The following is an 18,486-nucleotide window of genomic DNA, read 5'->3' on the forward strand; positions in this document are numbered from 1 at the left end:
CATGACGCCGTTCCGCTTCTTCCACCTCAAGAGCATCGGCGGACAGATCGCCGCGCTGGTGGTGGCCTCGATCGTCGCGCTGCATCTGATCCTCACCGTGAGCTTCCTGGTGAGCCGGCCGGATCGCGCCGATCCGCCGCCCGACAGCGCGCATCAGCTCGCGGACGCAGCCCTGCTGCTCAATGGCGCGGAGGCGAGCGAGCGGCCGCGAATCCTCGCCGATATCGCCCGTGCGTTTCCAAAGGCCGGGATCGAGCTGCTCGCGCCCGGCACGGTTGCCGCCGGCGGCGGCAGCGAGGGCCAGCAGTTGCACAATGTGCGCCGGCATCTCGGCCATCAGTACAAGGTGCTCGCGCTTGCGCCGCAGGGCGGCCTGCACCGGATCGCGGTCGAGCTGCCCGACGGCACCATGGTCGCCGGCCGCGTCGAGCCGTCGCCGCACGGACCGCGGTTCTGGGGCGGGCCGTGGATGATGACGCTGCTGTTCGTGCTGATCAGCGTCACCACGCTCGGTCTCTGGGCCGCCTACGCGCTGGCTGCGCCGCTGTCCTCCTTCGCCAGGGCAGCCGAGAATTTCAGCCTGGACGGCGAGGCCGAGCCGCTGCCCGAGCGCGGGCCGGAAGAGATCCGCTCGGTGGCGCGCGCGCTCAACCGCATGCATGAGCGGATCGCGCGGCTGATGTCGGATCGCACCCGGATGCTGGCCGCGATCAGCCATGACCTGCGCACGCCGATCACGCGGCTGCGCCTGCGCGCCGCGTTCATCGAGGACGAGGGCAACCGCAAGCGCATGCTGATGGATCTCGACCAGATGCGCTCGATGCTGGAATCGGTGCTGTCGCTCTTGCGCAACGACCGCAAGATCGAGGCCGTGACCCTGGTCGATATCGCCAGCACGCTGCAGCTCGTCGCCGACCAGTTCGGCGACATGGGCCACGTCGTGCACTATGAGGGGCCGGTATCGGCGACCGCCGCCGCGCGGCCCGACGATCTGCATCGCGGCGTCACCAATCTGGTCGAGAACGCGGTGCGCTTCGGCGCCGAGGTCACGATCCGCCTCGACATATCAGGCAGCAGGCTCGTCATCGACGTCGAGGATGATGGCCCCGGCATTTCGGATGCGCGCAAGCAGGAGATGCTGGAGCCGTTCGTGCGCGGCGACGACGCGCGCACCATGGACGAGTCCATCGGCTTCGGCCTCGGCCTGTCGATCGCGCGCGCGATCGCGATCGCCCATGGCGGCGAGCTGTCGCTGCACGACCGCGACCCGCACGGCCTGATCGTGCGGATGCAATTGCCGGTGTGGCAGGAGCCGCGGCTCGCGGCTTAGCGCATGATCCGGTTTTCCGGAGAGATCATGCGCCCTTAAGCCAGCAATTCAGGCGGCGAGCGGCGGATGCTCGATCGCGTGCTTATCGAAGATCGCGACCGCCTCGAAGCGGTAGCCGCAGGCCTGGCACTTCCAGAGATAGGAAACGCGACCTTCGCCCGGCTCGATCCAGTCCGGGAACGGGATCGGTGTGCCACATTGTGCACAAGGGTTCTGCCTGGGGATGTCGTCGATGTCTGCTGGGGTCATGGACGTCCTCCCGAGTGCTGGTTTTGATCAGCGATTTTGGGCGAATGCGCGAATGGACAGACCCGCTGTCGCGTGAGGCGCTCCACCAGCCCTAAACTTAACTTAGGTTTAAGTCGTAAAAGCGACGGGCCGGCGAAAATCGCCGCTGGTGACATTTCGCCACATCATCGCCGTGTTCCCACGGCCTAACGCGCGAGGGTGCAGGTCCGTTCTGCCGAGGAATATTTCGATGAAAATTTTGCGTATTGCCGTGCTCGCTGCGGCGGGGCTGATGATGACGCAGGCGGCGAATGCCGGCGAAGCCGAATATGCCGAGATGGTCGCGATGCATGCCCGCGCCAATGGCGTGCCGGAGGCGCTGGTGCATCGCGTCATCATGCGCGAAAGCCGCTATCAGCCCGGCCTCGTCGGCCATGGCGGCACCATCGGGCTGATGCAGATCAAGCTCGCGACCGCCCGCGGGGTCGGCTACACCGGCGATGCCGCCGGCCTGCGCGATCCCAACACCAATCTCACCTATGCGGTGAAGTACCTCGCCGGCGCCTATCGCGCCGCCAATGGCGACCACGCGCGAGCTGTGCGTTATTTCGCGGGCGGCTATTACTACGTTGCAAAGCGGCAGCGGCAGGAGGCCATGCAGGTCGCCAGTGCGGGCGAGACCTGGCTGGAGCCGAACGGAAATCCGCAGCCGATGTTTGGCACGCCGCATAAGAAGCTGGCGCTAGGCGTCCGCAACGCGCGGGCGCAGGTTCCACACTAATCACACGTCATTCCGGGGCAGTCCGCAGGACTGAACTGCGGTGCGCAATTGCGCACCTGAGAATCTCGAGATTCCGGGTTCGATCCTGCGGATCGCCCCCGGAATGACTGCCCTGTGGCTGACGCGTTGACCACCCCGCCCCACTGGCATACATTAGACGCGTTCCGAGGGGTGCTCCGAGGAGGAGCTGAGATACCGCTAAATGGGCAATTCGGCCCAGGACCGCGGTGACCCTTTGAACCTGATCCGGGTCATGCCGGCGAAGGGACAGGGATGTTGCAGACCACCAAGCGACCGGATTCACCGGTATCCATCATCGGCGCAGGCATTGCCGGCGCCTGGCAAGCCCTGCTGTTCGCGCAGGCCGGCCACACCGTGACGCTACACGAGCGCGGTGACGCCGGAATGACCGATTCCACCAGCCACTGGGCCGGCGGCATGCTCGCGCCCTATTGCGAGGCCGAGGTCGCCGAACCCATCATCTCCAGGCTGGGCCTGCGCTCGCTCGACATCTGGCGGCGCGAGCTGCCCGACACCCCCTTCAACGGCTCCCTCGTCGTCGCCCATCCGCGCGAACGCAACGATTTCGAGCGCTTTGCCCGCATGACCGAAGGCCATCGCCGGCTCGATGCAGCAAGCTTGGCCGAGCTCGAGCCGTCGCTGGAAGGCCGTTTCCGCGATGCGCTGTTCTTCCCGACCGAGGGCCATGTCGAGCCGCGCCGCGTGCTGCCGAAGCTGCACGAGCGCATCCTTGCTGCCGGCGGCACCATCAAGTTCGACAGCGACGTCACCGCGAAGGATCTCGCAAACCTTCATCCGAAAGGCATCGTGATCGACTGCCGCGGCCTCGGCGCACGCGACGAACAGCCGGAACTGCGCGGCGTCAAGGGCGAGATGATCCTGATCGAGACCAGCGAGGTGCAGCTGTCGCGCCCGGTGCGGCTGATCCATCCGCGCTGGCCGCTCTACGTGATCCCGCGCGAACAGAACCTGTTCATGCTGGGTGCGACCTCGATCGAGGCCGAGGACAGCGGCGTCAGCGTCCGCTCGGCGCTGGAGCTCCTGGGCGCCGCTTACACGGTGCACCCCGCCTTCGGCGAAGCCCGCATCCTCGAATTCGGCTCGGGCCTGCGTCCCGCTTATCCCGACAATTTGCCGCGCATCGGCATCCGCGGCGAGACCATTGCCGTCAACGGCCTCTACCGCCACGGCTTCCTGATCGCGCCGGCACTCGCCGAGCTGACGCTTGCCTATGTCCAGCGCGGCCAGATCGACAACGAGGTGATGCAATGCGCGTGATCGTCAACGGCGAGCAACGCGAGGTGAGTTCTGCAAGCGTCGACGCGCTGCTCTCCGAGCTCGACTATGAGGGCACCCATTTCGCCATCGCGCTCAACTACGACGTCGTGCCGAAAAGTCGCTGGGCCGAGACGAGCTTGAAGGCCGGCGACGAGATCGAGATCATCACGCCGCGGCAGGGAGGGTGATGGAGATGGTTCTTCATTTGTCGCGCTGGCGCGCGCCCAACACTCCGCTGTCATCGCCCGGCTTGACCGGGCGATCCAGTACGCCGCAGCTGCTCGGCTCCAGCCGCGCCGCCGCGGCGTACTGGATCCCCGCTTTCGCGGGGATGACAGCATCCACTAAGGAGACACCTCCCACATGGTGAGCTTCTACGGCAAGACCTTCCCCTCCCGCCTGCTCATCGGCAGCGCGCTCTATCCCTCGCCGGCGATCATGCAGGAGGCGATCCGCGCCTCCGGCTCGAACATCGTCACGGTGTCGCTGCGCCGCGAATCCGCCGGCGGCAAGACCGGGGACGCGTTCTGGAATCTGATCCGCGAGCTCGACGTCACCGTGCTGCCGAACACCGCCGGCTGCCGCACCGTGCGCGAGGCGGTGACGACCGCCAAGCTCGCGCGCGAGCTGTTCGGCACGAGCTGGATCAAGCTCGAAGTCATCGCCGACAACGACACGCTGCAGCCCGACGTCGTTGGCCTGGTTGAGGCCGCCGCCATCCTGATCAAGGACGGTTTTGAAGTGTTCCCCTATTGCACCGAGGATCTCTCGGTCGCGAACCGCCTGGTCGACGCCGGCTGCAAGGTGGTGATGCCGTGGGCGGCCCCCATCGGCAGCGCCAAGGGCATCACCAACCGCGATGCGCTGAAGCTGTTGCGCGAGCGCCTGCCCGACATCACGCTGGTGGTCGACGCCGGCATCGGCGCGCCCTCCCACGCGGCGCAGGCGCTCGAGCTCGGCTATGACGCCGTGCTGCTCAACACCGCCATCGCCAAGGCCGCCGATCCCGTCGCGATGGCCAACGCCTTCCGCCTCGGCTGTGATGCCGGCCGCACCGCCTACGAGGCCGGGCTGATGAACGCCCGCGACTTCGCCTCCCCCTCCACCCCTGTCGTTGGGACCCCGTTCTGGCATGCCGTATCCTGATCGCTTCTATCCCGTCGTCGACAGCCTCAAATGGGTCGAGCGACTGACCAAGCTCGGCGTCGGCAGCATCCAGCTGCGCGCAAAGGAGCTCAACGACGCCGACGCGCTGCAGATCGTCAGCGACGCGCTGGCGATCACCAAAGGCACGCAGGCCAAGCTGGTCGTGAACGACTATTGGCGCGCCGCGATCGTCGCTGGCGCGAAATATCTGCATCTCGGCCAGGAGGATCTGGCCGATGCCGACCTCAAGGCGATCCGCGAGGCGGGCCTGCTGCTCGGCATCTCCACCCATGACGACGCCGAGCTCGCGACCGCTCTCGCCGCAAAGCCGGACTACGTCGCGCTGGGCCCGATCTTCTTCACCACGCTGAAGTCGATGCGCTTCGAGCCGCAGGGCATTCCAAAGATCACGGAATGGAAGCAGCGCATCGGCACCATCCCGCTGGTCGCGATCGGCGGCATCAAGTTCGAGCACGCCGCGGAGATTTTCGCGGCAGGCGCGGATTCCATCGCTGTCGTCAGCGACGTCACCCAGAACGCCGACCCCGATGCCCGCGTGCGGCAGTGGCTCGGCGAGTCGAAGGAGGCGGCGTGATGCATGTCCCGCTCTTACCCCACCGTCATTGCGAGGAGCCCTTGCGACGAAGCAATCCAGACTGTCTCCGCAGAGAGATTCTGGATTGCTTCGCTGCGTTCGCAATGACGGAGCCACACTCTTCATCCCGTCACCCTGAGGTGGCCGCTTCTTCAGCGGCCCTCGAAGGGCGACGGCCCGGCTCGTTCATCCTTCGAGGCTCGCCCAGCGGTGCACTGCACCGCACGGCGAGCACCTTCAGCGACGAGCGCTTCGCGCTCGCGCGGAGATGACGAGAACGAACACCGCAAACACGAATTAACCGGAGGATCCCATGAACATCCGCTCCAACCCCGAAAAAACCGTCCCCGCCGTCACCACCGGCCCGCTGCCCTCCTCGCGAAAAATCTTCGCCTCGCCCGACGCCGCGCCCGATCTGCGCGTGCCGCTGCGCGAGATCATCCTCTCCGAAGGCGCGGGCGAGCCGAACCTGCCGGTGTACGACACCTCCGGCCCCTATACCGACCCATCCGTCACCATCGACGTCAACGCCGGCCTTGCCCGCAACCGCAAGCAATGGGTGCTGGAGCGCGGCGGCGTCGAGGAATATGAGGGCCGGCAGATCAAGCCGGAGGACAATGGCAGCGTCTCCACCGACAAGGCCGCGCGCGCGTTCAGCGCCTATCACAAGCCTCTGCGCGGCCTCGACGGCCACAAGATCACCCAGCTCGAATTCGCCCGCGCCGGCATCGTCACCAAGGAGATGATCTACGTCGCCGCCCGCGAAAATCTCGGCCGAAAGGCACAGCTCGAGCGCGCGGAAGCCGCCCTCGCCGACGGCGAGAGCTTTGGCGCCTCGGTGCCCGCCTTCATCACGCCGGAGTTCGTGCGCGACGAGATCGCGCGCGGCCGCGCCATCATCCCCTCCAACATCAACCACTCCGAGCTCGAGCCGATGATCATCGGCCGCAACTTCCTGACCAAGATCAACGCCAATATCGGCAACTCGGCGGTGACCTCGTCGGTCGAGGAAGAGGTCGAGAAGATGGTGTGGGCGATCCGCTGGGGCGCCGACACCGTGATGGACCTCTCGACGGGCCGCAACATCCACACCACGCGCGAATGGATTTTGCGCAACTCGCCGGTGCCGATCGGCACCGTGCCGATCTACCAGGCGCTGGAGAAGTGCAACGGCGATCCGGTGGCGCTGACCTGGGAGCTCTACAAGGACACGCTGATCGAGCAGTGCGAGCAGGGCGTCGACTACTTCACCATCCACGCCGGCGTGCGCCTGCAATACATCCACCTCACCGCCAACCGCGTCACCGGCATCGTCAGCCGCGGCGGCTCGATCATGGCGAAGTGGTGCCTCGCGCATCACAAGGAGAGCTTCCTCTACACGCATTTCGACGAGATCTGCGACCTCATGCGCAAGTATGACGTCTCGTTCTCGCTCGGCGACGGCCTGCGTCCGGGCTCGATCGCCGACGCCAACGACCGCGCGCAGTTCGCGGAGCTCGAGACGCTCGGCGAGCTGACGAAGATTGCGTGGGACAAGGGCTGCCAGGTCATGATCGAAGGCCCCGGCCACGTGCCGATGCACAAGATCAAGATCAACATGGACAAGCAGCTCAAGGAGTGCGGCGAGGCGCCGTTCTACACGCTTGGACCGCTGACCACCGACATCGCGCCGGGCTATGACCACATCACCTCGGGCATTGGCGCTGCCATGATCGGCTGGTTCGGCTGCGCCATGCTCTGCTACGTCACGCCGAAGGAGCATCTCGGCCTGCCCGATCGCAACGACGTCAAGACCGGCGTCATCACCTACAAGATCGCCGCCCACGCCGCCGACCTCGCCAAGGGCCACCCCGCCGCGCAACTGCGCGACGACGCGCTCTCCCGCGCCCGGTTCGAATTCCGCTGGACCGACCAGTTCAACCTCGGCCTCGATCCGGACACGGCAAAGAGCTTCCACGACGAGACCCTGCCGAAGGAAGCCCACAAGGTCGCCCATTTCTGCTCGATGTGCGGCCCGAAATTCTGCTCGATGAAGATCACGCAGGACGTGCGGGACTACGCCGCGACGCTGAACGATCCGAACAGCGTGGGGATGTCTATCAGCGGCACGGCCGAGGACGGGATGGCCAGGATGAGCGCGAAGTTCAAGGAGATGGGGAGCAGCGTTTATCTGGATGCGGAGAAGGTGAAGGAGAGCAATCGGGTGTTGTGAGCATTCTCGCCCATCGCATTAAGCCTAGGAGAGCCGAGCGAGTTGCTCGGCTCTTCTAAATGTGTCTCATTACCGCGTGTAGGCGGCGCAGTTCACGGGCATGGAACAATCAGGTTTCGAAACTTAGCCCAGCCGTAGATGAACTCCTTAAGTTCGCGAACTCGGCTGGTCGGAGGATCGCTTTTCCCGGAACGAACGGCCAGCGTTGCTTCGCTGTTAAATAGGAGGCGGTTCGCAATCCCAAGATAGTCGGAGTATTGTCGGTCAGGCTCGCTATAGCCCGGATTGAGCCATTGGACATAGATCCAGAAGTCTTTGTCTTCCACATACTTGATGGTGTCGAACACGGCGTCCGTGTATTGCATCGAGCAAAGAATGATCCGGGCCTGCTGACCGTCTAGTACGTCGCCGGCATATTGTTGACGCTCTTCGTTCGAGCCACTGATGAGAAAGACCTCGACGCATTCTCCTTGCCGCAGTTCCAACATGCGCGGGTGCTTTCCGGTATGCACCGTGGCCCCGAACAGATCATTCCAAGTGCGGCTTTTGCCCGAGTTGCGATGCCCGAGCACACTTACGAAAAGTCGATCCGCCATAAATTACCCCCATCAATTTTTGATGCAATTTTGGATATATATTGCAATACTCCGCAACCGACAACGTTCTTACAAGTCGCAAGTGAAGCTGGCATGCGCCCAGCAAGCGTAGCCCGGATGAGCGAAGTGACATCCGGGATTGACAGTTGTCCCGCATGTCGCTGGCGCTCATGCGGGCTACAATTCTGCGGACACTAGATTTGCCTACCCCCCTCCATCGCCTCCCCGACCAGCTCTGTCCCAATCTCCGCCTCGTCTTCGTCGGCACCGCCGCCTCGACGCGCTCGGCTGAGCTCGGGCACTACTACGCCCATCCCGGCAATCGCTTCTGGCGCGCGATCCATGAGGCCGGGATCACGCCGCGGCGCTATCAGCCGGGCGAGTTCGCGGCGCTGATTGAGCTCGGGATCGGCTTCACCGATCTCTCCAAGACGGGCGCGGGGATGGATCACCAGATCGCGGCGGAGACGATCGACGTGCCGGGGTTCAGGGCGAAGATCGAGACGTACCGGCCGCGGACAATTGCGTTCACGAGTAAGAAGGCGGCGAGCCTGTTTTACGGCAGGCCGTCGCGCGGGATTGCGCTGGGGCGGCAGGCGCGGGATGGGACTTGGCCGGAGATATTCGTGCTGCCTTCACCGTCAGGTGCTGCGTCGGGGAGTTGGACGCTGGAGCCGTGGCGGGAGTTGGCGGCGTGGATCGCTGCGTAGGGTGGGTTGGCGACAGCGCTCCAAGCTCAGCCGTCGTCCTGGCGAAAGCCAGGACCCATTACCCCAGGGAAAAGTTTGGCGAAGACTGGTGGTCCGGTACTTCAATCGTCTGCAACCGATAGATTCCGCGGTATGGGTCCTGGCTTTCGCCAGGACGACACCGGTGGAGTGGCTGGCAGCTCGTAGCCCGGATGAGCGAAGCGATATCCGGGGCCGCCAGTTGACCCGCATGTCGCTTCGCTCATGCGGGCTACAGGCCCTACGAAGTCGTTGTCGGAATCCGCACCCGCCGTTCGTCCTCTGGACACAACCCGCGACCATCCCGGAGCCTCCCCATGCCTCCCACCATCACCGCCTTCGAAAACTCCCCCGACCGCGGCCGCGGGCAGGCGCGCGACATGCGCGTGCGCTGGGCGCTGGAGGAGGTCGGCCAGCCCTATGACGTTCGCCTCGTCTCGTTCGCGGCGATGAAGCAGCCGGCGCATCTTGCGCTCAATCCGTTCGGGCAGATTCCGACCTATGAGGACGGCGACCTCGCTTTGTTCGAAACCGGCGCGATCGTGCTTCACATCGCCGAGCGCCATGGCGGACTGCTGCCGACGGACGCGAATGCGAGAAGCCGCGCGATCGCGTGGATGTTTGCCGCACTGAACACGATGGAGCCGCCGATCGTCGAGCTCGGCATGGCCATGCTGTTCGAGCGCGACAAAAGCTGGTACGCGGAGCGGCTGCCGATGCTGCAGGATCGCGTCCGCACCAGGCTCGGCGAATTGTCCCGCCGCCTTGGCGGCGCCGACTGGCTCGATGGCGCGTTCAGCGCCGGCGATCTCATGATGGTGACGGTGCTGCGCCGGCTGAACACATCCGGCCTGCTGGACGAATACCCTGACGTCGCCGCCTATGTCGCCCGCGGCGAAGCGCGGCCGGCGTTCAGGCGTGCGTTCGATGCGCAGTTGGCGGTGTTTCAGGCGGCCTCGCGTTCGTAGATTCCGTAGCCCGGATGAGCGAAGCGACATCCGGGGCCGCTGTTCCCGCATGTCGCTTCGCTCATGCGGGCTACGAGGCCATCATTGCCTCCGCCACCGCGCCCCTGCATGCTGCCTCCGCCACCCCGGAGGAGCCGCCCCATGCTGACCCTCTACTCCTACCCACAACTCTTCGGCGTCGCCGACAACAACGGCTACGGTCTCAAGGTCTACGCCTTCCTCAAGCTCGCGGGCGTGCCGTTCGTGCACGAGCACATCTTCGATGCCTCCGCCGCGCCGCGCGGGCAGCTGCCTTATGTCGTCGACGACGGCGAGACCATCGGCGACAGCGAGACCATCATCGCGCATGCGATTGCGAAATATCGCCTGACCATCGATGCGGCGCTGTCAGCCGGGCAGCGCCGCACCAATCATCTCGTCACGCGCATGCTGGACGATCTCTACTGGGTGATGTCGTACTCACGCTGGAAGGACGAGCGCTTCTATCCGGCGTTCCGCGACGGTTTTATCGCGCAGCATCCTCAAGTGAGCGCCGAAGGGTTCGAGAAGGCGAAGGCGTACAACGCGCAGCGCTATCATTACCAGGGCATCGGCCGCTACACGCCCGAAGGGGCCTACGCACGGGGGCTCGCCGATCTGCAGGTGCTGGCCGAGATCGTTCCGGCCGCAGGCTTCGTCCATGGCGCGGCGCCGACCAGTATCGATGCCGGCATCTACGGTTTTGTCGCCAACATCTATTACTTCCCGATCCCGACGCCGCTGAAGGCGTTCGTCGATGCGCACGAAAACCTCGTCGCGCATTGCGGGCGGATTCATGCGATGGTGAGTGGAAGGTAGCTCTTTCCGTCATTGCGAGCGTAGCGAAGCAATCCAGAATCTTCCCGCGACAACGGTCTGGATTGCTTCGTCGCAAGTGCTCCTCGCAATGACGATGTGGAGGCACCTTCCCCTACCGCATCGTGATCGCGAGGCCGCTGAGATCCGCATTCGCCATCAGGCCGACCTGCGTGCCGGTCAGCTCCAGCACCGCGCCCTTCTGGTTGGTGAGCACGATGGCGCGGGCGCCGCGGCCAACCGCGAGGCCCGCACCGGCGGCGCCATAGACGCCGGCGACGTCGGAGGGACGGTTGATGTTGGAGACGCGGCCGCGCAGCACGGTCTTGGATCCCCCGAACACGAGGCCGTAGTCGAGCCCGCCGGTGGAGAGCGCATAGGAGCGGCCGTGGAAGTTCAGCACGCCGCTCCCGCCCGAGCCGCCGATGATCCAGCCCGCCTTGTAGATCGTTAGCACCACGGTGCCGCCGTCGGCCCGTGCGGCGGTCGAGAGGCCGGCGAGCGTGGCAATGGCGACCAGCGCGGCGCGGAACATGGATGCGATCTTCATGGAACGTCTCCGAGGGCTATTTTTCAGGGAGGGAAACGAATCAGACGCGGTCAATCTATCCGATCGATCGCGGCGGCAACATGATGGGGGGCCGCGAGGCGCGAGATGTAACAACGCATTCAACTGTCATCGCCCGGCTTGACCGGGCGATCCAGTACTCCGAGACGGCAGTGAGATTCGGAAAGGCCGCGGCGTACTGGATGCCCCGGTCAAGCCGGGGCATGACGGCGGAGTTTGGGGCCGCGGCACGGGCCGATCGCATCATCCCATTCTGCCCCTGTTTTGCCCGACGGAGCAAGCGATTCATTCGGCCTTCCCGAAATCAAAAAAAGCCCAATGATTTCGGTTCGATTTCTACTGTGCATGGGGTTGTTTTCGCATTTTTGTTTTTGCCCCTCTCCCAATGCCGATTGCAACTCCCCCGCATCCCGCTACGCTCATGCTCCCGACACGCCCTGAGAGGTGATGCCATGCCGATCCAGCATTTCGCGGCCCCGCCGCACGTCAAGGCGCCGCCGCTGTCCTTTGCGACGCGCGTCGGCGAGTTGCTGTTCGTCTCGGGCATTCCCGGCTTCGACACCCATGGCGCGCTGCCCGACGGCTTCGAGGCGCAGTTCGCCAATGTCGTCGTCAACATCCGCCGCGTGCTGGACGAAGCCGGGGCGACCTTCCGCGACCTCGCCAAGGTCAACGTGCTCCTGACCCGCGCCTCGGACGTTGCCGCCATGAACGCGCTCTATGCCGGCGCCTTCGGCCCGCCGCCCTACCCCGCGCGCACCACATGCGTGGTGCACGCGCTGCCCGATCCGAAGATGCTGATAGAAATCGAGGCGGTCGCCTCGCTTGCGAAGTGAGCACGTGTGGCTTGCCGGGCACGCAGGCAAACCAAGTGCCCTGCAGCGCCTGACATGTCCGTGAAACGGCACCTCCCCGGCTTGCCAAGGACCGGCTTTTACCGCACGAATTTTCGGATCACACTTCCTCACAAGGAGATATTTCATGCGTCGCGTTCTCGCCCTCTGTGCCGTTGCCGGCATCGCTAGTTCCGTCTTCGCCGTGCCCGCCTCGGCGGCAGTCGGCTATTACGTGATCCGCTGGGACAACACCGGCATCTGCCAGGTCTGGAACGAGGACCTGAAGTACAAGCCGTTCCAGTGGGGCGTGTCGACCTACAAGGTCGTCAGCAAGCCGCTCCCGACCTTCCAGGCAGCTTCCGACGTTCAGATCAAGATGCGCGCCGAGCGCCGCTGCACGCTCTAGGCTTGACGCGACAGATCGGATTCAAAGGGCGGGTTGCACGAAGCGATCCGCCCTTGCTCTTTTTGGCGGATCCGCTGGCAGGACACCGGCTTCTGCCAGATCTGGGACGAGAGCATCCCGACCGCGCCGTGGCCGGCCGGCTATCACCGCGCCAGCGCGACCGTGCCGACCTTCCTCGATGCGCTCGTGATGAAAGACAATGCGCTGAAGGCCGGCCACTGCAGCTGGTAAGATTCGATCGGCGGACGACAAGGGCCGGGCAAGGATGCGATGCTAGCATCCTTGCCCGTTCGCGTTTCCATACGGTTCCTGCGGGATCAATCGATGCGCACGCTCACCACGACGGCAGCCATCTTCGCCTTGGCGCTCGCGTTCGTCTCTGCCCGATCGTGTCAGGGGAAGCCGCACCCTATCCGAGTTGCGTGAACAAGGGCTGAGGCGATCGGCGCAGCTTCCGTAGCCCGGATGAGCGAAGCGACATCCGGGACCTCCGCCCATCCAAAGTCAGTCTCCCTCTGCTCGCTCTCCGAAAGCATCTCCACTTCCGCCGGCGTCGCCCGCCCAATCCTCCGGGAACACTCCCAACCGGACGTACCGGTGAAATGACGAATGCGCCCAATCGCGGACGCTTCGAACGTAACCATGCTTGACCGGATTGAAGTGAACGTAATCGACATGACGAGCGAAATCATCTTCGTCACGAATCGTGTGTTCCCAGTAGCGCCGCTGCCATAACGCCAGTTCTCCATTGGAATGACGTGCCAGATTGACACCGGCCTGAAGCAGTGCACTGCTGAAGTGGCCTTTGATCCGGCGCCACCGTCCCGCGAAGTCAGCATCATCCAGCGAGAGTTTCATGACGACATGCAGATGATCCGGAAGGATCACGATCGCATCGATCTCGAACGGGCGCTCCTTCCGAACAACCCTAAAGGCATCACGCAGGACGTCGACGTTCTCAATCAGGAGGCTCGACCGGCGGTCGAAAAGCGTCACCGTGAAAAAATAGGTGCCGCCCGGAAGAAAATTTCTTCGGTAGAGAACCATCGGCTAGACCTGTCCCGGATGTCGCTTCGCTCATCCGGGCTACAGGATAGCACATGTGTCGCTCCCTACGCGTCCTTGTGCGCGCCGGGATGGATCAGGACGTCGCGCGCGGCGGCGAGGTCGATGAAGGCTTGCGCGGTGCCGCCGTGGTCGGGATGCATGCCCTTGGCGGCGCGGCGGTAGGCCTGGTTGATGTCGTCGCAGGTGAGCTGCACCGCGAGCGGCAGGCCCAGCATCTTGCGGGCGCGATCCTCGCTGGAAAGCTTCTTCGGCATTGCGTTGCGGCGGCCGAAGCGCGGCGCGGCGAGATCATGAACGACATCGAGCACCACACCGAGGCGGCGCTGGGCCGCCAGCGTGACGCTGTGATCGTCATTGACCACGGCCTGGCGCAGTACCGGAAGCGCCTGCTCGGCGGCCTGCCGCAGCGTGGCATCCGTGCTCATCCGCACGATCTCGGCCACGACCCGGCCGGCCTCGGCCCAGTCGGCCGGCTGTGCCGACCGCAGGCGTTCGAGACCGAGTTTCCAGGATTCAAGCCGTTCCATCATGCGCGCAACGTTTAGCAATCGGGATCAGTATGCCAAGGCCGCCGTTTCCGACCCCTTAATTTCGAGTTAGCCTTTCATGAAACTTCGAAAAGAAATCGGGAGGAAATTGTCATGGCATTGCTCGCAAACCACATCGCCGTCGTCACGGGCGCCGGTTCCGGCATCGGCCGGGCGATCGCGGCCGGCTATGCCCGCGAGGGCGCGCAAGTGGTGTTGCTCGACGTCAACGCCGACACGATCGCGGAGGCGGCCCAGGAGATCCGAAAATCGGGCGGCAAGGCCGAGAGCTTCGCGCTCGACGTGACCAGACGTGATGATTGCTTTGCACTCGCAAAACAGGTCGCGGGCAAGGTCGGGCAGGTCTCGATCCTCGTCAACAATGCCGGCATCACCCGCCGCAACGCCTTCACCGCGGACACCGAGACAGTCGCGAAGGACTGGAACGACATCATCTCGCTCAACCTCAACGGCGTCTTCAACATGACGCAGGCCTTCCTCGCGCCCTTGCGCGCGAGCAAAGGCCGCATCGTCAATATCGGCTCGATCCAGTCCTTCGTGCATCTGCGCACGCCGAGCTCGGCGGCGTATACGACCTCGAAACACGGCGTGCTCGGCTTCACCAAGGCGCTCGCGGTCGAGCTCGGCAAGGAAGGCGTGCGCGTCAATGCGATCGGGCCGGGCTTCATCGAGACCAACATCAACGTCCATGTCCGCGCGACGAATCCGGCGCTGGTGCAGGCCTTCGTCGATCACACCCCGCTGGCGCGCACCGGCAAGCCCGAGGACATCGTGGGCCCCGCGATCTTCCTCGCCTCGGATATGTCGGCCTACGTCACCGGAACGATCGTGATGGTGGACGGCGGGTATCGCACGGTGTGAGGGGGCGCTCTCACGACCTTCTCAGTGTCATCGTCCGCGCAGGCGGACGATCCAGTATTCCAGATCGGTTGTGGGGTACGGAGAGGCCGCGGCGTACTGGATGCCCCGCCTTCGCGGGGCATGACAGCGGAGAGTGCGGCGGCGGGCACGGCGCTGTGTTTGTCGCGCGAGATAGGTCCGCATCACCATGCATCTTCTGCCAATCGCGGCCGCTTCGCGGCATTCCTGAGGTCAATTGGTTGCGATCGCCCGCAATTAACCTTTCATTAACCAAACCCGCCCACCGTGGTTCTACGGCCTGGGGGTCGTTTGTTCTCGATCCGCTTCCAGCGAAGGAAGCGGGCGTTGATCGGGGTGTGTTGATGACCACTGTTCATGTCGCGGCGCCGCAGGACGCACAATTCCTCGCTCCGAACCAGATCGTTCCACTGCTGATCGGCGCAACCGTCGACGAGGTCGAGCGCGAGCTCGTGCTCCAGACGCTCGCGCGCTGCGACGGCAACCGCACACGCGCATCGCGCGTGCTCGGCCTGTCGGTACGCACGCTGCGCAACAAGATCAGGCTCTATGCCGCCTCCGGCATCGAGGTGCCGACCTGTCAGGAGTAGTGCGCAACTGCGTGCGGACGATCAGTCCGCCTGCGTGGCCGTGCCGCCAGACAAGCGGCGCAGCCCGCGCCGCGCACACATGCCGACCAGCATCACAAGTGCGATGACAGCAACCGCCGCCGTCATCAGCTCGATGGCGCGAAGGACGAAAGCCGTCATGACAGCCCATGCCGGCTGCGGCTCCTCGGCGAAGGCAATCGGCACGATGTCAGGCACGAGCAGCTGGGCGATGACGATGGCCGCGGCAAGGATCGCGGCGGACAGGCAAAAGATTTTCCATGCTGCGCGCATCGATCGCTCCTCGCGATGATCATGGCCCTGCGCAGCTCAATGGCACGGCGCCTCGCCCCCTCGATTGATGTTGATCAAGCGCAGCATGATGCGCGGGCGGAATTGCTGCTGTCGTCAAACGCCGCTAAGTAGCTTGCTTCCGGTCAAGGGAGCAGTGGCGTGGCAGACGATCAGGGACGGCAGGGACCTCCGGGTCCGCGTGGGCGGCAGGGCGAACCGGGACGGCCGGGACCGCAGGGTCATCCGGGCAAGCGGGGCCCCGACGGCGCACGCGGCAAGCCGGGGCCGCAGGGCAAGCCCGGGCCGGTCGGAAAGGCAGGCCCCCAGGGCAAGGCCGGGCCGCAAGGCAAGCCGGGCGAGGCCGGCCCGCGTGGCACTGCCGGAGCGCAAGGACCGGTCGGACCGCAGGGGCCGGCGGGACCGCAAGGCCCGCGTGGCGAGCAAGGTCCGCCCGGCCAGTTGCCGTCGATCGAACAGGTGCTGCCGTGGCTCGACCAGCTCTTCGACGCCTGGGACGAGCGCCGCCGCCAGCGCGAGCGTGAAGCCGCCGAGCGCGCGGCGATCGAGGCTGCCGTTCAGGAGGCCGGTGAGCCAATCGCCGATGACGAGAGCGACGACGGCGAAGCCGACGATCACAAGAAAAAGAAGAAAAAGAAGAAGCACGGCAACAAGAACTGACGGCGTGCTCGCGCCCGGACGCAGCAATCAAGATGGCCGGGAGGAATCATCCCGGCGCGGCAGCATGCCCATGCGCTCGAACTGCCAGCGCATGGCGCGGTACCAGAGATAGCCGACCGCTGCGCCGCACAGGGCCAGGATCACGACGCTCGCGCTCGAGAACGAGCCGCTCCACCACATCATCCACGCGGTCCATAGCAGCGTGAAGATGATGGCACCTGCTTTCAGGGGAAGAAGGGGGCGGCTCATGGTCGTGCTCCGGGCTGTCAAAACCCCGGCAGGCATCATTGCAAGTCGAGGCGCCCCATACCGTGAGCCAGGTCACGGAAGAGATCCCTGGAGCCTCTAGCCGAACCGCAACCGCGAACGCTCCTTCGCCTTCTCCGCCTCGACCTCGCGGTCGCGCGCGGGAGCATGGGTGTGCAGCGAGGTCAGTAGCTTTCGCGCGGCGACCGAGACCTCTGCCACGGCGCGATCGAAGGCGGCCTCATTGGCCTGCGACGGCTTGTTGAAACCGGACAGCTTTCGCACGAACTGGAGCGCACTGGCGTGGATCTCGTCCTCCGTCGCCGGCGGCTCGAAGTTGAACAGCGTCTTGATGTTGCGGCACATGCGGTCTCTCTCTCTCTCTCTCTCTCTCTCTCTCTCTCTCTCTCTCTCTCTCTCTCTCTCTCTCTCTCCCGGGGTTTCCATAAGGACGATCGGCGGAGGCGAAATCCTACATACATCCTTCCCTGCACTTCTGCTAAGTTCCGCCCAACGCGGCCGACGACCATGAGCCGCTCGGGGAGAGAGACATGAAGGCTTCTTGCGCAGCATTGGCGGGCGTTCTGCTGTCCGTTTCGACGTGGGCGATGGCTGCCGATTATCCCGCGCCTAGGCAAGGCGACTGGATCGCCAGGGAGTTCAAGTTCCACACCGGCGAAACCATGCCGGAGCTGAAGCTGCACTACACCACAATCGGCGAGCCAACCGGCCAGCCCGTGCTGGTGCTGCATGGAACGGGCGGCTCGGGCGCGAGCATGCTGTCGCCCTCCTTTGCCGGCGAGTTGTTCGGCGCCGGGCAGTCACTCGACGCGACCAAGTACTACATCATCCTTCCCGACAGCATCGGCCATGGCAAATCGTCAAAGCCGTCCGACGGCATGAAGACGAGCTTCCCGAAATACGATTACGACGACATGGTCGAGGCGCAGTATCGCCTGGTGACGGAAGGCCTCGGCATCAAGCATCTGCGGCTCGTCATCGGCAATTCGATGGGCGGCATGCACACCTGGCTGTGGGGCGAGAAATATCCGAAGGCGATGGACGCGCTGATTCCGATGGCCTCGCAGCCGACCGAGATGGCATCGCGCAACTGGATGCTGCGGCGGATCATGCTCGACACCATCCGCAACGATCCCGACTACAACGGCGGCAACTACACCACCCAACCGCACATGATGAAATACGCCATCACGGCCTACGGTATCGCCAGCATCGGCGGCACGTTGGCCTATCAATCGCAGGCGCCGACGGCAGCGAAGGCCGACAAGATCGTCGACGAACGGCTCGCCGCACCGATCACGGCGGATACCAACGACTTCGTCTATCAGTGGGAATCCTCGCACGACTACAATGCGAGCGAAAAGCTGGAGGCGATCGAAGCCTCGCTGCTGCTGATCAATTCCGCCGACGACGAGCGCAACCCGCCCGAGACCGGCATCACGGACGCTGCGACGAAGCGCATCAAGAACGGCCGCCTCTACCTGATCCCCGCCAGCACCGAGACGCGCGGCCACGGCACCACCAGCAATGCAAAGTTCTACAGCGAGCAAATCAGGCAAGTGCTGCAAACCGCGCCGCAACGGACGATGTAGGACAGCGTAAATCCTCATATCGCAATGCATCATATGCGGCGCATCA

At 64.6% G+C, this 18,486-nt stretch carries 26 protein-coding genes and 1 riboswitch; of the genes, 17 read left to right on the plus strand and 9 right to left on the minus strand.

Annotated features, from left to right (window positions below; genetic code table 11):
• Window position 1: 1 nt before the first annotated feature.
• The gene (locus GGD63_RS19320; protein WP_183244762.1) at window positions 2–1,330 is read left to right on the plus strand and encodes an ATP-binding protein; all 1,329 of its coding nucleotides are present in this window, start codon (window positions 2–4) and stop codon (window positions 1,328–1,330) included.
• 48 nt (window positions 1,331–1,378) lie between these two features.
• Here the strand turns inward: GGD63_RS19320 and GGD63_RS19325 are convergent, their stop codons facing one another.
• Window positions 1,379–1,579 (minus strand): hypothetical protein, encoded by a 201-nt coding sequence (locus GGD63_RS19325; RefSeq protein WP_183244763.1) that lies wholly within the window; start codon window positions 1,577–1,579, stop codon window positions 1,379–1,381.
• 229 nt (window positions 1,580–1,808) lie between these two features.
• On the opposite strand from GGD63_RS19325, the gene GGD63_RS19330 reads away from it, so the two are divergent.
• From GGD63_RS19330 to thiS, 3 genes are all read left to right on the plus strand, one after another.
• Window positions 1,809–2,339, plus strand: a complete 531-nt coding sequence (locus GGD63_RS19330) for a lytic transglycosylase domain-containing protein (protein WP_183244764.1) — start codon at window positions 1,809–1,811, stop codon at window positions 2,337–2,339.
• A gap of 157 nt (window positions 2,340–2,496) precedes the next feature.
• A riboswitch (TPP riboswitch) is annotated at window positions 2,497–2,625 on the plus strand.
• A complete protein-coding gene (locus GGD63_RS19335; RefSeq protein WP_183244765.1) occupies window positions 2,613–3,638 on the plus strand; it encodes an FAD-dependent oxidoreductase in 1,026 nt (341 codons plus the stop codon). Its footprint overlaps the riboswitch before it by 13 nt.
• Complete coding sequence (thiS, locus tag GGD63_RS19340) at window positions 3,629–3,826, plus strand: sulfur carrier protein ThiS (RefSeq protein WP_015684205.1); 198 nt, start codon at window positions 3,629–3,631, stop codon at window positions 3,824–3,826. The genes GGD63_RS19335 and thiS overlap by 10 nt, the downstream gene beginning before the upstream one ends.
• A 13-nt stretch (window positions 3,827–3,839) precedes the next feature.
• On the opposite strand, the gene GGD63_RS19345 is transcribed toward thiS, so the two are convergent.
• Complete coding sequence (locus GGD63_RS19345; RefSeq protein ID WP_183244766.1) at window positions 3,840–3,983, minus strand: hypothetical protein; 144 nt, start codon at window positions 3,981–3,983, stop codon at window positions 3,840–3,842.
• 18 nt (window positions 3,984–4,001) lie between these two features.
• On the opposite strand from GGD63_RS19345, the gene GGD63_RS19350 reads away from it, so the two are divergent.
• The 3 genes from GGD63_RS19350 (at window position 4,002) to thiC (ending at window position 7,591) form a co-directional block, all read left to right on the plus strand.
• Window positions 4,002–4,784, plus strand: coding sequence for a thiazole synthase (locus GGD63_RS19350; protein ID WP_183244767.1), 783 nt, complete (start codon window positions 4,002–4,004; stop codon window positions 4,782–4,784).
• The gene (locus GGD63_RS19355) at window positions 4,771–5,379 is read left to right on the plus strand and encodes a thiamine phosphate synthase (RefSeq protein ID WP_183244768.1); all 609 of its coding nucleotides are present in this window, start codon (window positions 4,771–4,773) and stop codon (window positions 5,377–5,379) included. Before GGD63_RS19350 ends, GGD63_RS19355 begins: the two co-directional genes overlap by 14 nt.
• 313 nt (window positions 5,380–5,692) lie before the next feature.
• Complete coding sequence (gene thiC / locus GGD63_RS19360; protein WP_183244769.1) at window positions 5,693–7,591, plus strand: phosphomethylpyrimidine synthase ThiC; 1,899 nt, start codon at window positions 5,693–5,695, stop codon at window positions 7,589–7,591.
• 92 nt (window positions 7,592–7,683) lie between these two features.
• On the opposite strand, the gene GGD63_RS19365 is transcribed toward thiC, so the two are convergent.
• Entirely contained in the window at window positions 7,684–8,187 is a 504-nt protein-coding gene (locus tag GGD63_RS19365; protein ID WP_183244770.1) for a hypothetical protein, read from the minus strand.
• Window positions 8,188–8,342: 155 nt separating this feature from the next.
• On the opposite strand from GGD63_RS19365, the gene GGD63_RS19370 reads away from it, so the two are divergent.
• The 3 genes from GGD63_RS19370 (at window position 8,343) to GGD63_RS19380 (ending at window position 10,720) form a co-directional block, all read left to right on the plus strand.
• The gene (locus tag GGD63_RS19370; protein ID WP_183244771.1) at window positions 8,343–8,897 is read left to right on the plus strand and encodes a mismatch-specific DNA-glycosylase; all 555 of its coding nucleotides are present in this window, start codon (window positions 8,343–8,345) and stop codon (window positions 8,895–8,897) included.
• Window positions 8,898–9,232: 335 nt separating this feature from the next.
• Window positions 9,233–9,883, plus strand: coding sequence for a glutathione S-transferase family protein (locus tag GGD63_RS19375; protein ID WP_183244772.1), 651 nt, complete (start codon window positions 9,233–9,235; stop codon window positions 9,881–9,883).
• Between the two features lie 141 nt (window positions 9,884–10,024).
• Entirely contained in the window at window positions 10,025–10,720 is a 696-nt protein-coding gene (locus GGD63_RS19380; RefSeq protein WP_183244773.1) for a glutathione S-transferase family protein, read from the plus strand.
• A gap of 112 nt (window positions 10,721–10,832) precedes the next feature.
• Here GGD63_RS19380 and GGD63_RS19385 read toward each other — a convergent pair whose 3' ends face one another.
• Complete coding sequence (locus GGD63_RS19385; protein ID WP_183244774.1) at window positions 10,833–11,267, minus strand: hypothetical protein; 435 nt, start codon at window positions 11,265–11,267, stop codon at window positions 10,833–10,835.
• A 470-nt stretch (window positions 11,268–11,737) separates the two neighbouring features.
• Here GGD63_RS19385 and GGD63_RS19390 point away from each other — a divergent pair, with 470 nt between their 5' ends.
• The 3 genes from GGD63_RS19390 to GGD63_RS19400 all read left to right on the plus strand — a co-directional run bounded on the left by GGD63_RS19390 (window position 11,738) and on the right by GGD63_RS19400 (window position 12,758).
• A complete protein-coding gene (locus GGD63_RS19390) occupies window positions 11,738–12,121 on the plus strand; it encodes a RidA family protein (protein ID WP_183244775.1) in 384 nt (127 codons plus the stop codon).
• 145 nt (window positions 12,122–12,266) lie between these two features.
• A complete protein-coding gene (locus GGD63_RS19395) occupies window positions 12,267–12,527 on the plus strand; it encodes a hypothetical protein (RefSeq protein ID WP_183244776.1) in 261 nt (86 codons plus the stop codon).
• Between the two features lie 33 nt (window positions 12,528–12,560).
• Window positions 12,561–12,758 (plus strand): hypothetical protein, encoded by a 198-nt coding sequence (locus GGD63_RS19400; RefSeq protein ID WP_183245010.1) that lies wholly within the window; start codon window positions 12,561–12,563, stop codon window positions 12,756–12,758.
• Window positions 12,759–13,031: 273 nt separating this feature from the next.
• Here the strand turns inward: GGD63_RS19400 and GGD63_RS19405 are convergent, their stop codons facing one another.
• Together GGD63_RS19405 and GGD63_RS19410 are read right to left on the minus strand one after the other, a co-directional pair.
• Window positions 13,032–13,574: an REP-associated tyrosine transposase gene (locus tag GGD63_RS19405; RefSeq protein WP_183244777.1), complete on the minus strand. Its 543-nt coding sequence runs from the start codon at window positions 13,572–13,574 to the stop codon at window positions 13,032–13,034.
• 65 nt (window positions 13,575–13,639) lie between these two features.
• On the minus strand, window positions 13,640–14,125 hold the full coding sequence (locus GGD63_RS19410) for a J domain-containing protein (RefSeq protein ID WP_183244778.1): 486 nt from the start codon (window positions 14,123–14,125) through the stop codon (window positions 13,640–13,642).
• Window positions 14,126–14,236: 111 nt separating this feature from the next.
• Between GGD63_RS19410 and GGD63_RS19415 the strand changes: the two genes are divergently transcribed.
• Window positions 14,237–15,004: an SDR family NAD(P)-dependent oxidoreductase gene (locus tag GGD63_RS19415; protein WP_183244779.1), complete on the plus strand. Its 768-nt coding sequence runs from the start codon at window positions 14,237–14,239 to the stop codon at window positions 15,002–15,004.
• A 362-nt stretch (window positions 15,005–15,366) separates the two neighbouring features.
• A complete protein-coding gene (locus GGD63_RS19420; protein ID WP_018641007.1) occupies window positions 15,367–15,612 on the plus strand; it encodes a helix-turn-helix domain-containing protein in 246 nt (81 codons plus the stop codon).
• 21 nt (window positions 15,613–15,633) lie between these two features.
• On the opposite strand, the gene GGD63_RS19425 is transcribed toward GGD63_RS19420, so the two are convergent.
• The gene (locus tag GGD63_RS19425) at window positions 15,634–15,903 is read right to left on the minus strand and encodes a hypothetical protein (protein ID WP_183244780.1); all 270 of its coding nucleotides are present in this window, start codon (window positions 15,901–15,903) and stop codon (window positions 15,634–15,636) included.
• A gap of 159 nt (window positions 15,904–16,062) precedes the next feature.
• On the opposite strand from GGD63_RS19425, the gene GGD63_RS19430 reads away from it, so the two are divergent.
• Window positions 16,063–16,581, plus strand: coding sequence for a collagen-like protein (locus GGD63_RS19430; protein WP_183244781.1), 519 nt, complete (start codon window positions 16,063–16,065; stop codon window positions 16,579–16,581).
• 27 nt (window positions 16,582–16,608) lie between these two features.
• Here GGD63_RS19430 and GGD63_RS19435 read toward each other — a convergent pair whose 3' ends face one another.
• Together GGD63_RS19435 and GGD63_RS19440 are read right to left on the minus strand one after the other, a co-directional pair.
• Window positions 16,609–16,830 (minus strand): hypothetical protein, encoded by a 222-nt coding sequence (locus tag GGD63_RS19435; protein WP_183244782.1) that lies wholly within the window; start codon window positions 16,828–16,830, stop codon window positions 16,609–16,611.
• A 96-nt stretch (window positions 16,831–16,926) separates the two neighbouring features.
• Window positions 16,927–17,193, minus strand: coding sequence for a DUF2277 domain-containing protein (locus GGD63_RS19440; protein ID WP_183244783.1), 267 nt, complete (start codon window positions 17,191–17,193; stop codon window positions 16,927–16,929).
• A gap of 185 nt (window positions 17,194–17,378) precedes the next feature.
• Between GGD63_RS19440 and GGD63_RS19445 the strand changes: the two genes are divergently transcribed.
• Window positions 17,379–18,440, plus strand: a complete 1,062-nt coding sequence (locus tag GGD63_RS19445; protein ID WP_183244784.1) for an alpha/beta fold hydrolase — start codon at window positions 17,379–17,381, stop codon at window positions 18,438–18,440.
• The last annotated feature ends 46 nt before the right edge of the window (window positions 18,441–18,486 follow it).

This window comes from Bradyrhizobium sp. cir1, from assembly GCF_014198245.1.
Lineage (GTDB): Bacteria > Pseudomonadota > Alphaproteobacteria > Rhizobiales > Xanthobacteraceae > Bradyrhizobium.

Excerpts from the sequence above, each read along its gene's own strand:
- GGD63_RS19320 (WP_183244762.1), top strand. The coding sequence starts at position 2 with ATGACGCCGTTCCGCTTCTTCCACCTCAAGAGCATCGGCGGACAGATC.
- GGD63_RS19325 (WP_183244763.1), bottom strand. The coding sequence starts at position 1,579 with ATGACCCCAGCAGACATCGACGACATCCCCAGGCAGAACCCTTGTGCA.
- GGD63_RS19330 (WP_183244764.1), top strand. The coding sequence starts at position 1,809 with ATGAAAATTTTGCGTATTGCCGTGCTCGCTGCGGCGGGGCTGATGATG.
- GGD63_RS19335 (WP_183244765.1), top strand. The coding sequence starts at position 2,613 with ATGTTGCAGACCACCAAGCGACCGGATTCACCGGTATCCATCATCGGC.
- thiS (WP_015684205.1), top strand. The coding sequence starts at position 3,629 with ATGCGCGTGATCGTCAACGGCGAGCAACGCGAGGTGAGTTCTGCAAGC.
- GGD63_RS19350 (WP_183244767.1), top strand. The coding sequence starts at position 4,002 with ATGGTGAGCTTCTACGGCAAGACCTTCCCCTCCCGCCTGCTCATCGGC.
- GGD63_RS19355 (WP_183244768.1), top strand. The coding sequence starts at position 4,771 with ATGCCGTATCCTGATCGCTTCTATCCCGTCGTCGACAGCCTCAAATGG.
- thiC (WP_183244769.1), top strand. The coding sequence starts at position 5,693 with ATGAACATCCGCTCCAACCCCGAAAAAACCGTCCCCGCCGTCACCACC.
- GGD63_RS19365 (WP_183244770.1), bottom strand. The coding sequence starts at position 8,187 with ATGGCGGATCGACTTTTCGTAAGTGTGCTCGGGCATCGCAACTCGGGC.
- GGD63_RS19370 (WP_183244771.1), top strand. The coding sequence starts at position 8,343 with ATGTCGCTGGCGCTCATGCGGGCTACAATTCTGCGGACACTAGATTTG.
- GGD63_RS19375 (WP_183244772.1), top strand. The coding sequence starts at position 9,233 with ATGCCTCCCACCATCACCGCCTTCGAAAACTCCCCCGACCGCGGCCGC.
- GGD63_RS19380 (WP_183244773.1), top strand. The coding sequence starts at position 10,025 with ATGCTGACCCTCTACTCCTACCCACAACTCTTCGGCGTCGCCGACAAC.
- GGD63_RS19385 (WP_183244774.1), bottom strand. The coding sequence starts at position 11,267 with ATGAAGATCGCATCCATGTTCCGCGCCGCGCTGGTCGCCATTGCCACG.
- GGD63_RS19390 (WP_183244775.1), top strand. The coding sequence starts at position 11,738 with ATGCCGATCCAGCATTTCGCGGCCCCGCCGCACGTCAAGGCGCCGCCG.
- GGD63_RS19395 (WP_183244776.1), top strand. The coding sequence starts at position 12,267 with ATGCGTCGCGTTCTCGCCCTCTGTGCCGTTGCCGGCATCGCTAGTTCC.
- GGD63_RS19405 (WP_183244777.1), bottom strand. The coding sequence starts at position 13,574 with ATGGTTCTCTACCGAAGAAATTTTCTTCCGGGCGGCACCTATTTTTTC.
- GGD63_RS19410 (WP_183244778.1), bottom strand. The coding sequence starts at position 14,125 with ATGATGGAACGGCTTGAATCCTGGAAACTCGGTCTCGAACGCCTGCGG.
- GGD63_RS19415 (WP_183244779.1), top strand. The coding sequence starts at position 14,237 with ATGGCATTGCTCGCAAACCACATCGCCGTCGTCACGGGCGCCGGTTCC.
- GGD63_RS19420 (WP_018641007.1), top strand. The coding sequence starts at position 15,367 with ATGACCACTGTTCATGTCGCGGCGCCGCAGGACGCACAATTCCTCGCT.
- GGD63_RS19425 (WP_183244780.1), bottom strand. The coding sequence starts at position 15,903 with ATGCGCGCAGCATGGAAAATCTTTTGCCTGTCCGCCGCGATCCTTGCC.
- GGD63_RS19435 (WP_183244782.1), bottom strand. The coding sequence starts at position 16,830 with ATGAGCCGCCCCCTTCTTCCCCTGAAAGCAGGTGCCATCATCTTCACG.
- GGD63_RS19440 (WP_183244783.1), bottom strand. The coding sequence starts at position 17,193 with ATGTGCCGCAACATCAAGACGCTGTTCAACTTCGAGCCGCCGGCGACG.
- GGD63_RS19445 (WP_183244784.1), top strand. The coding sequence starts at position 17,379 with ATGAAGGCTTCTTGCGCAGCATTGGCGGGCGTTCTGCTGTCCGTTTCG.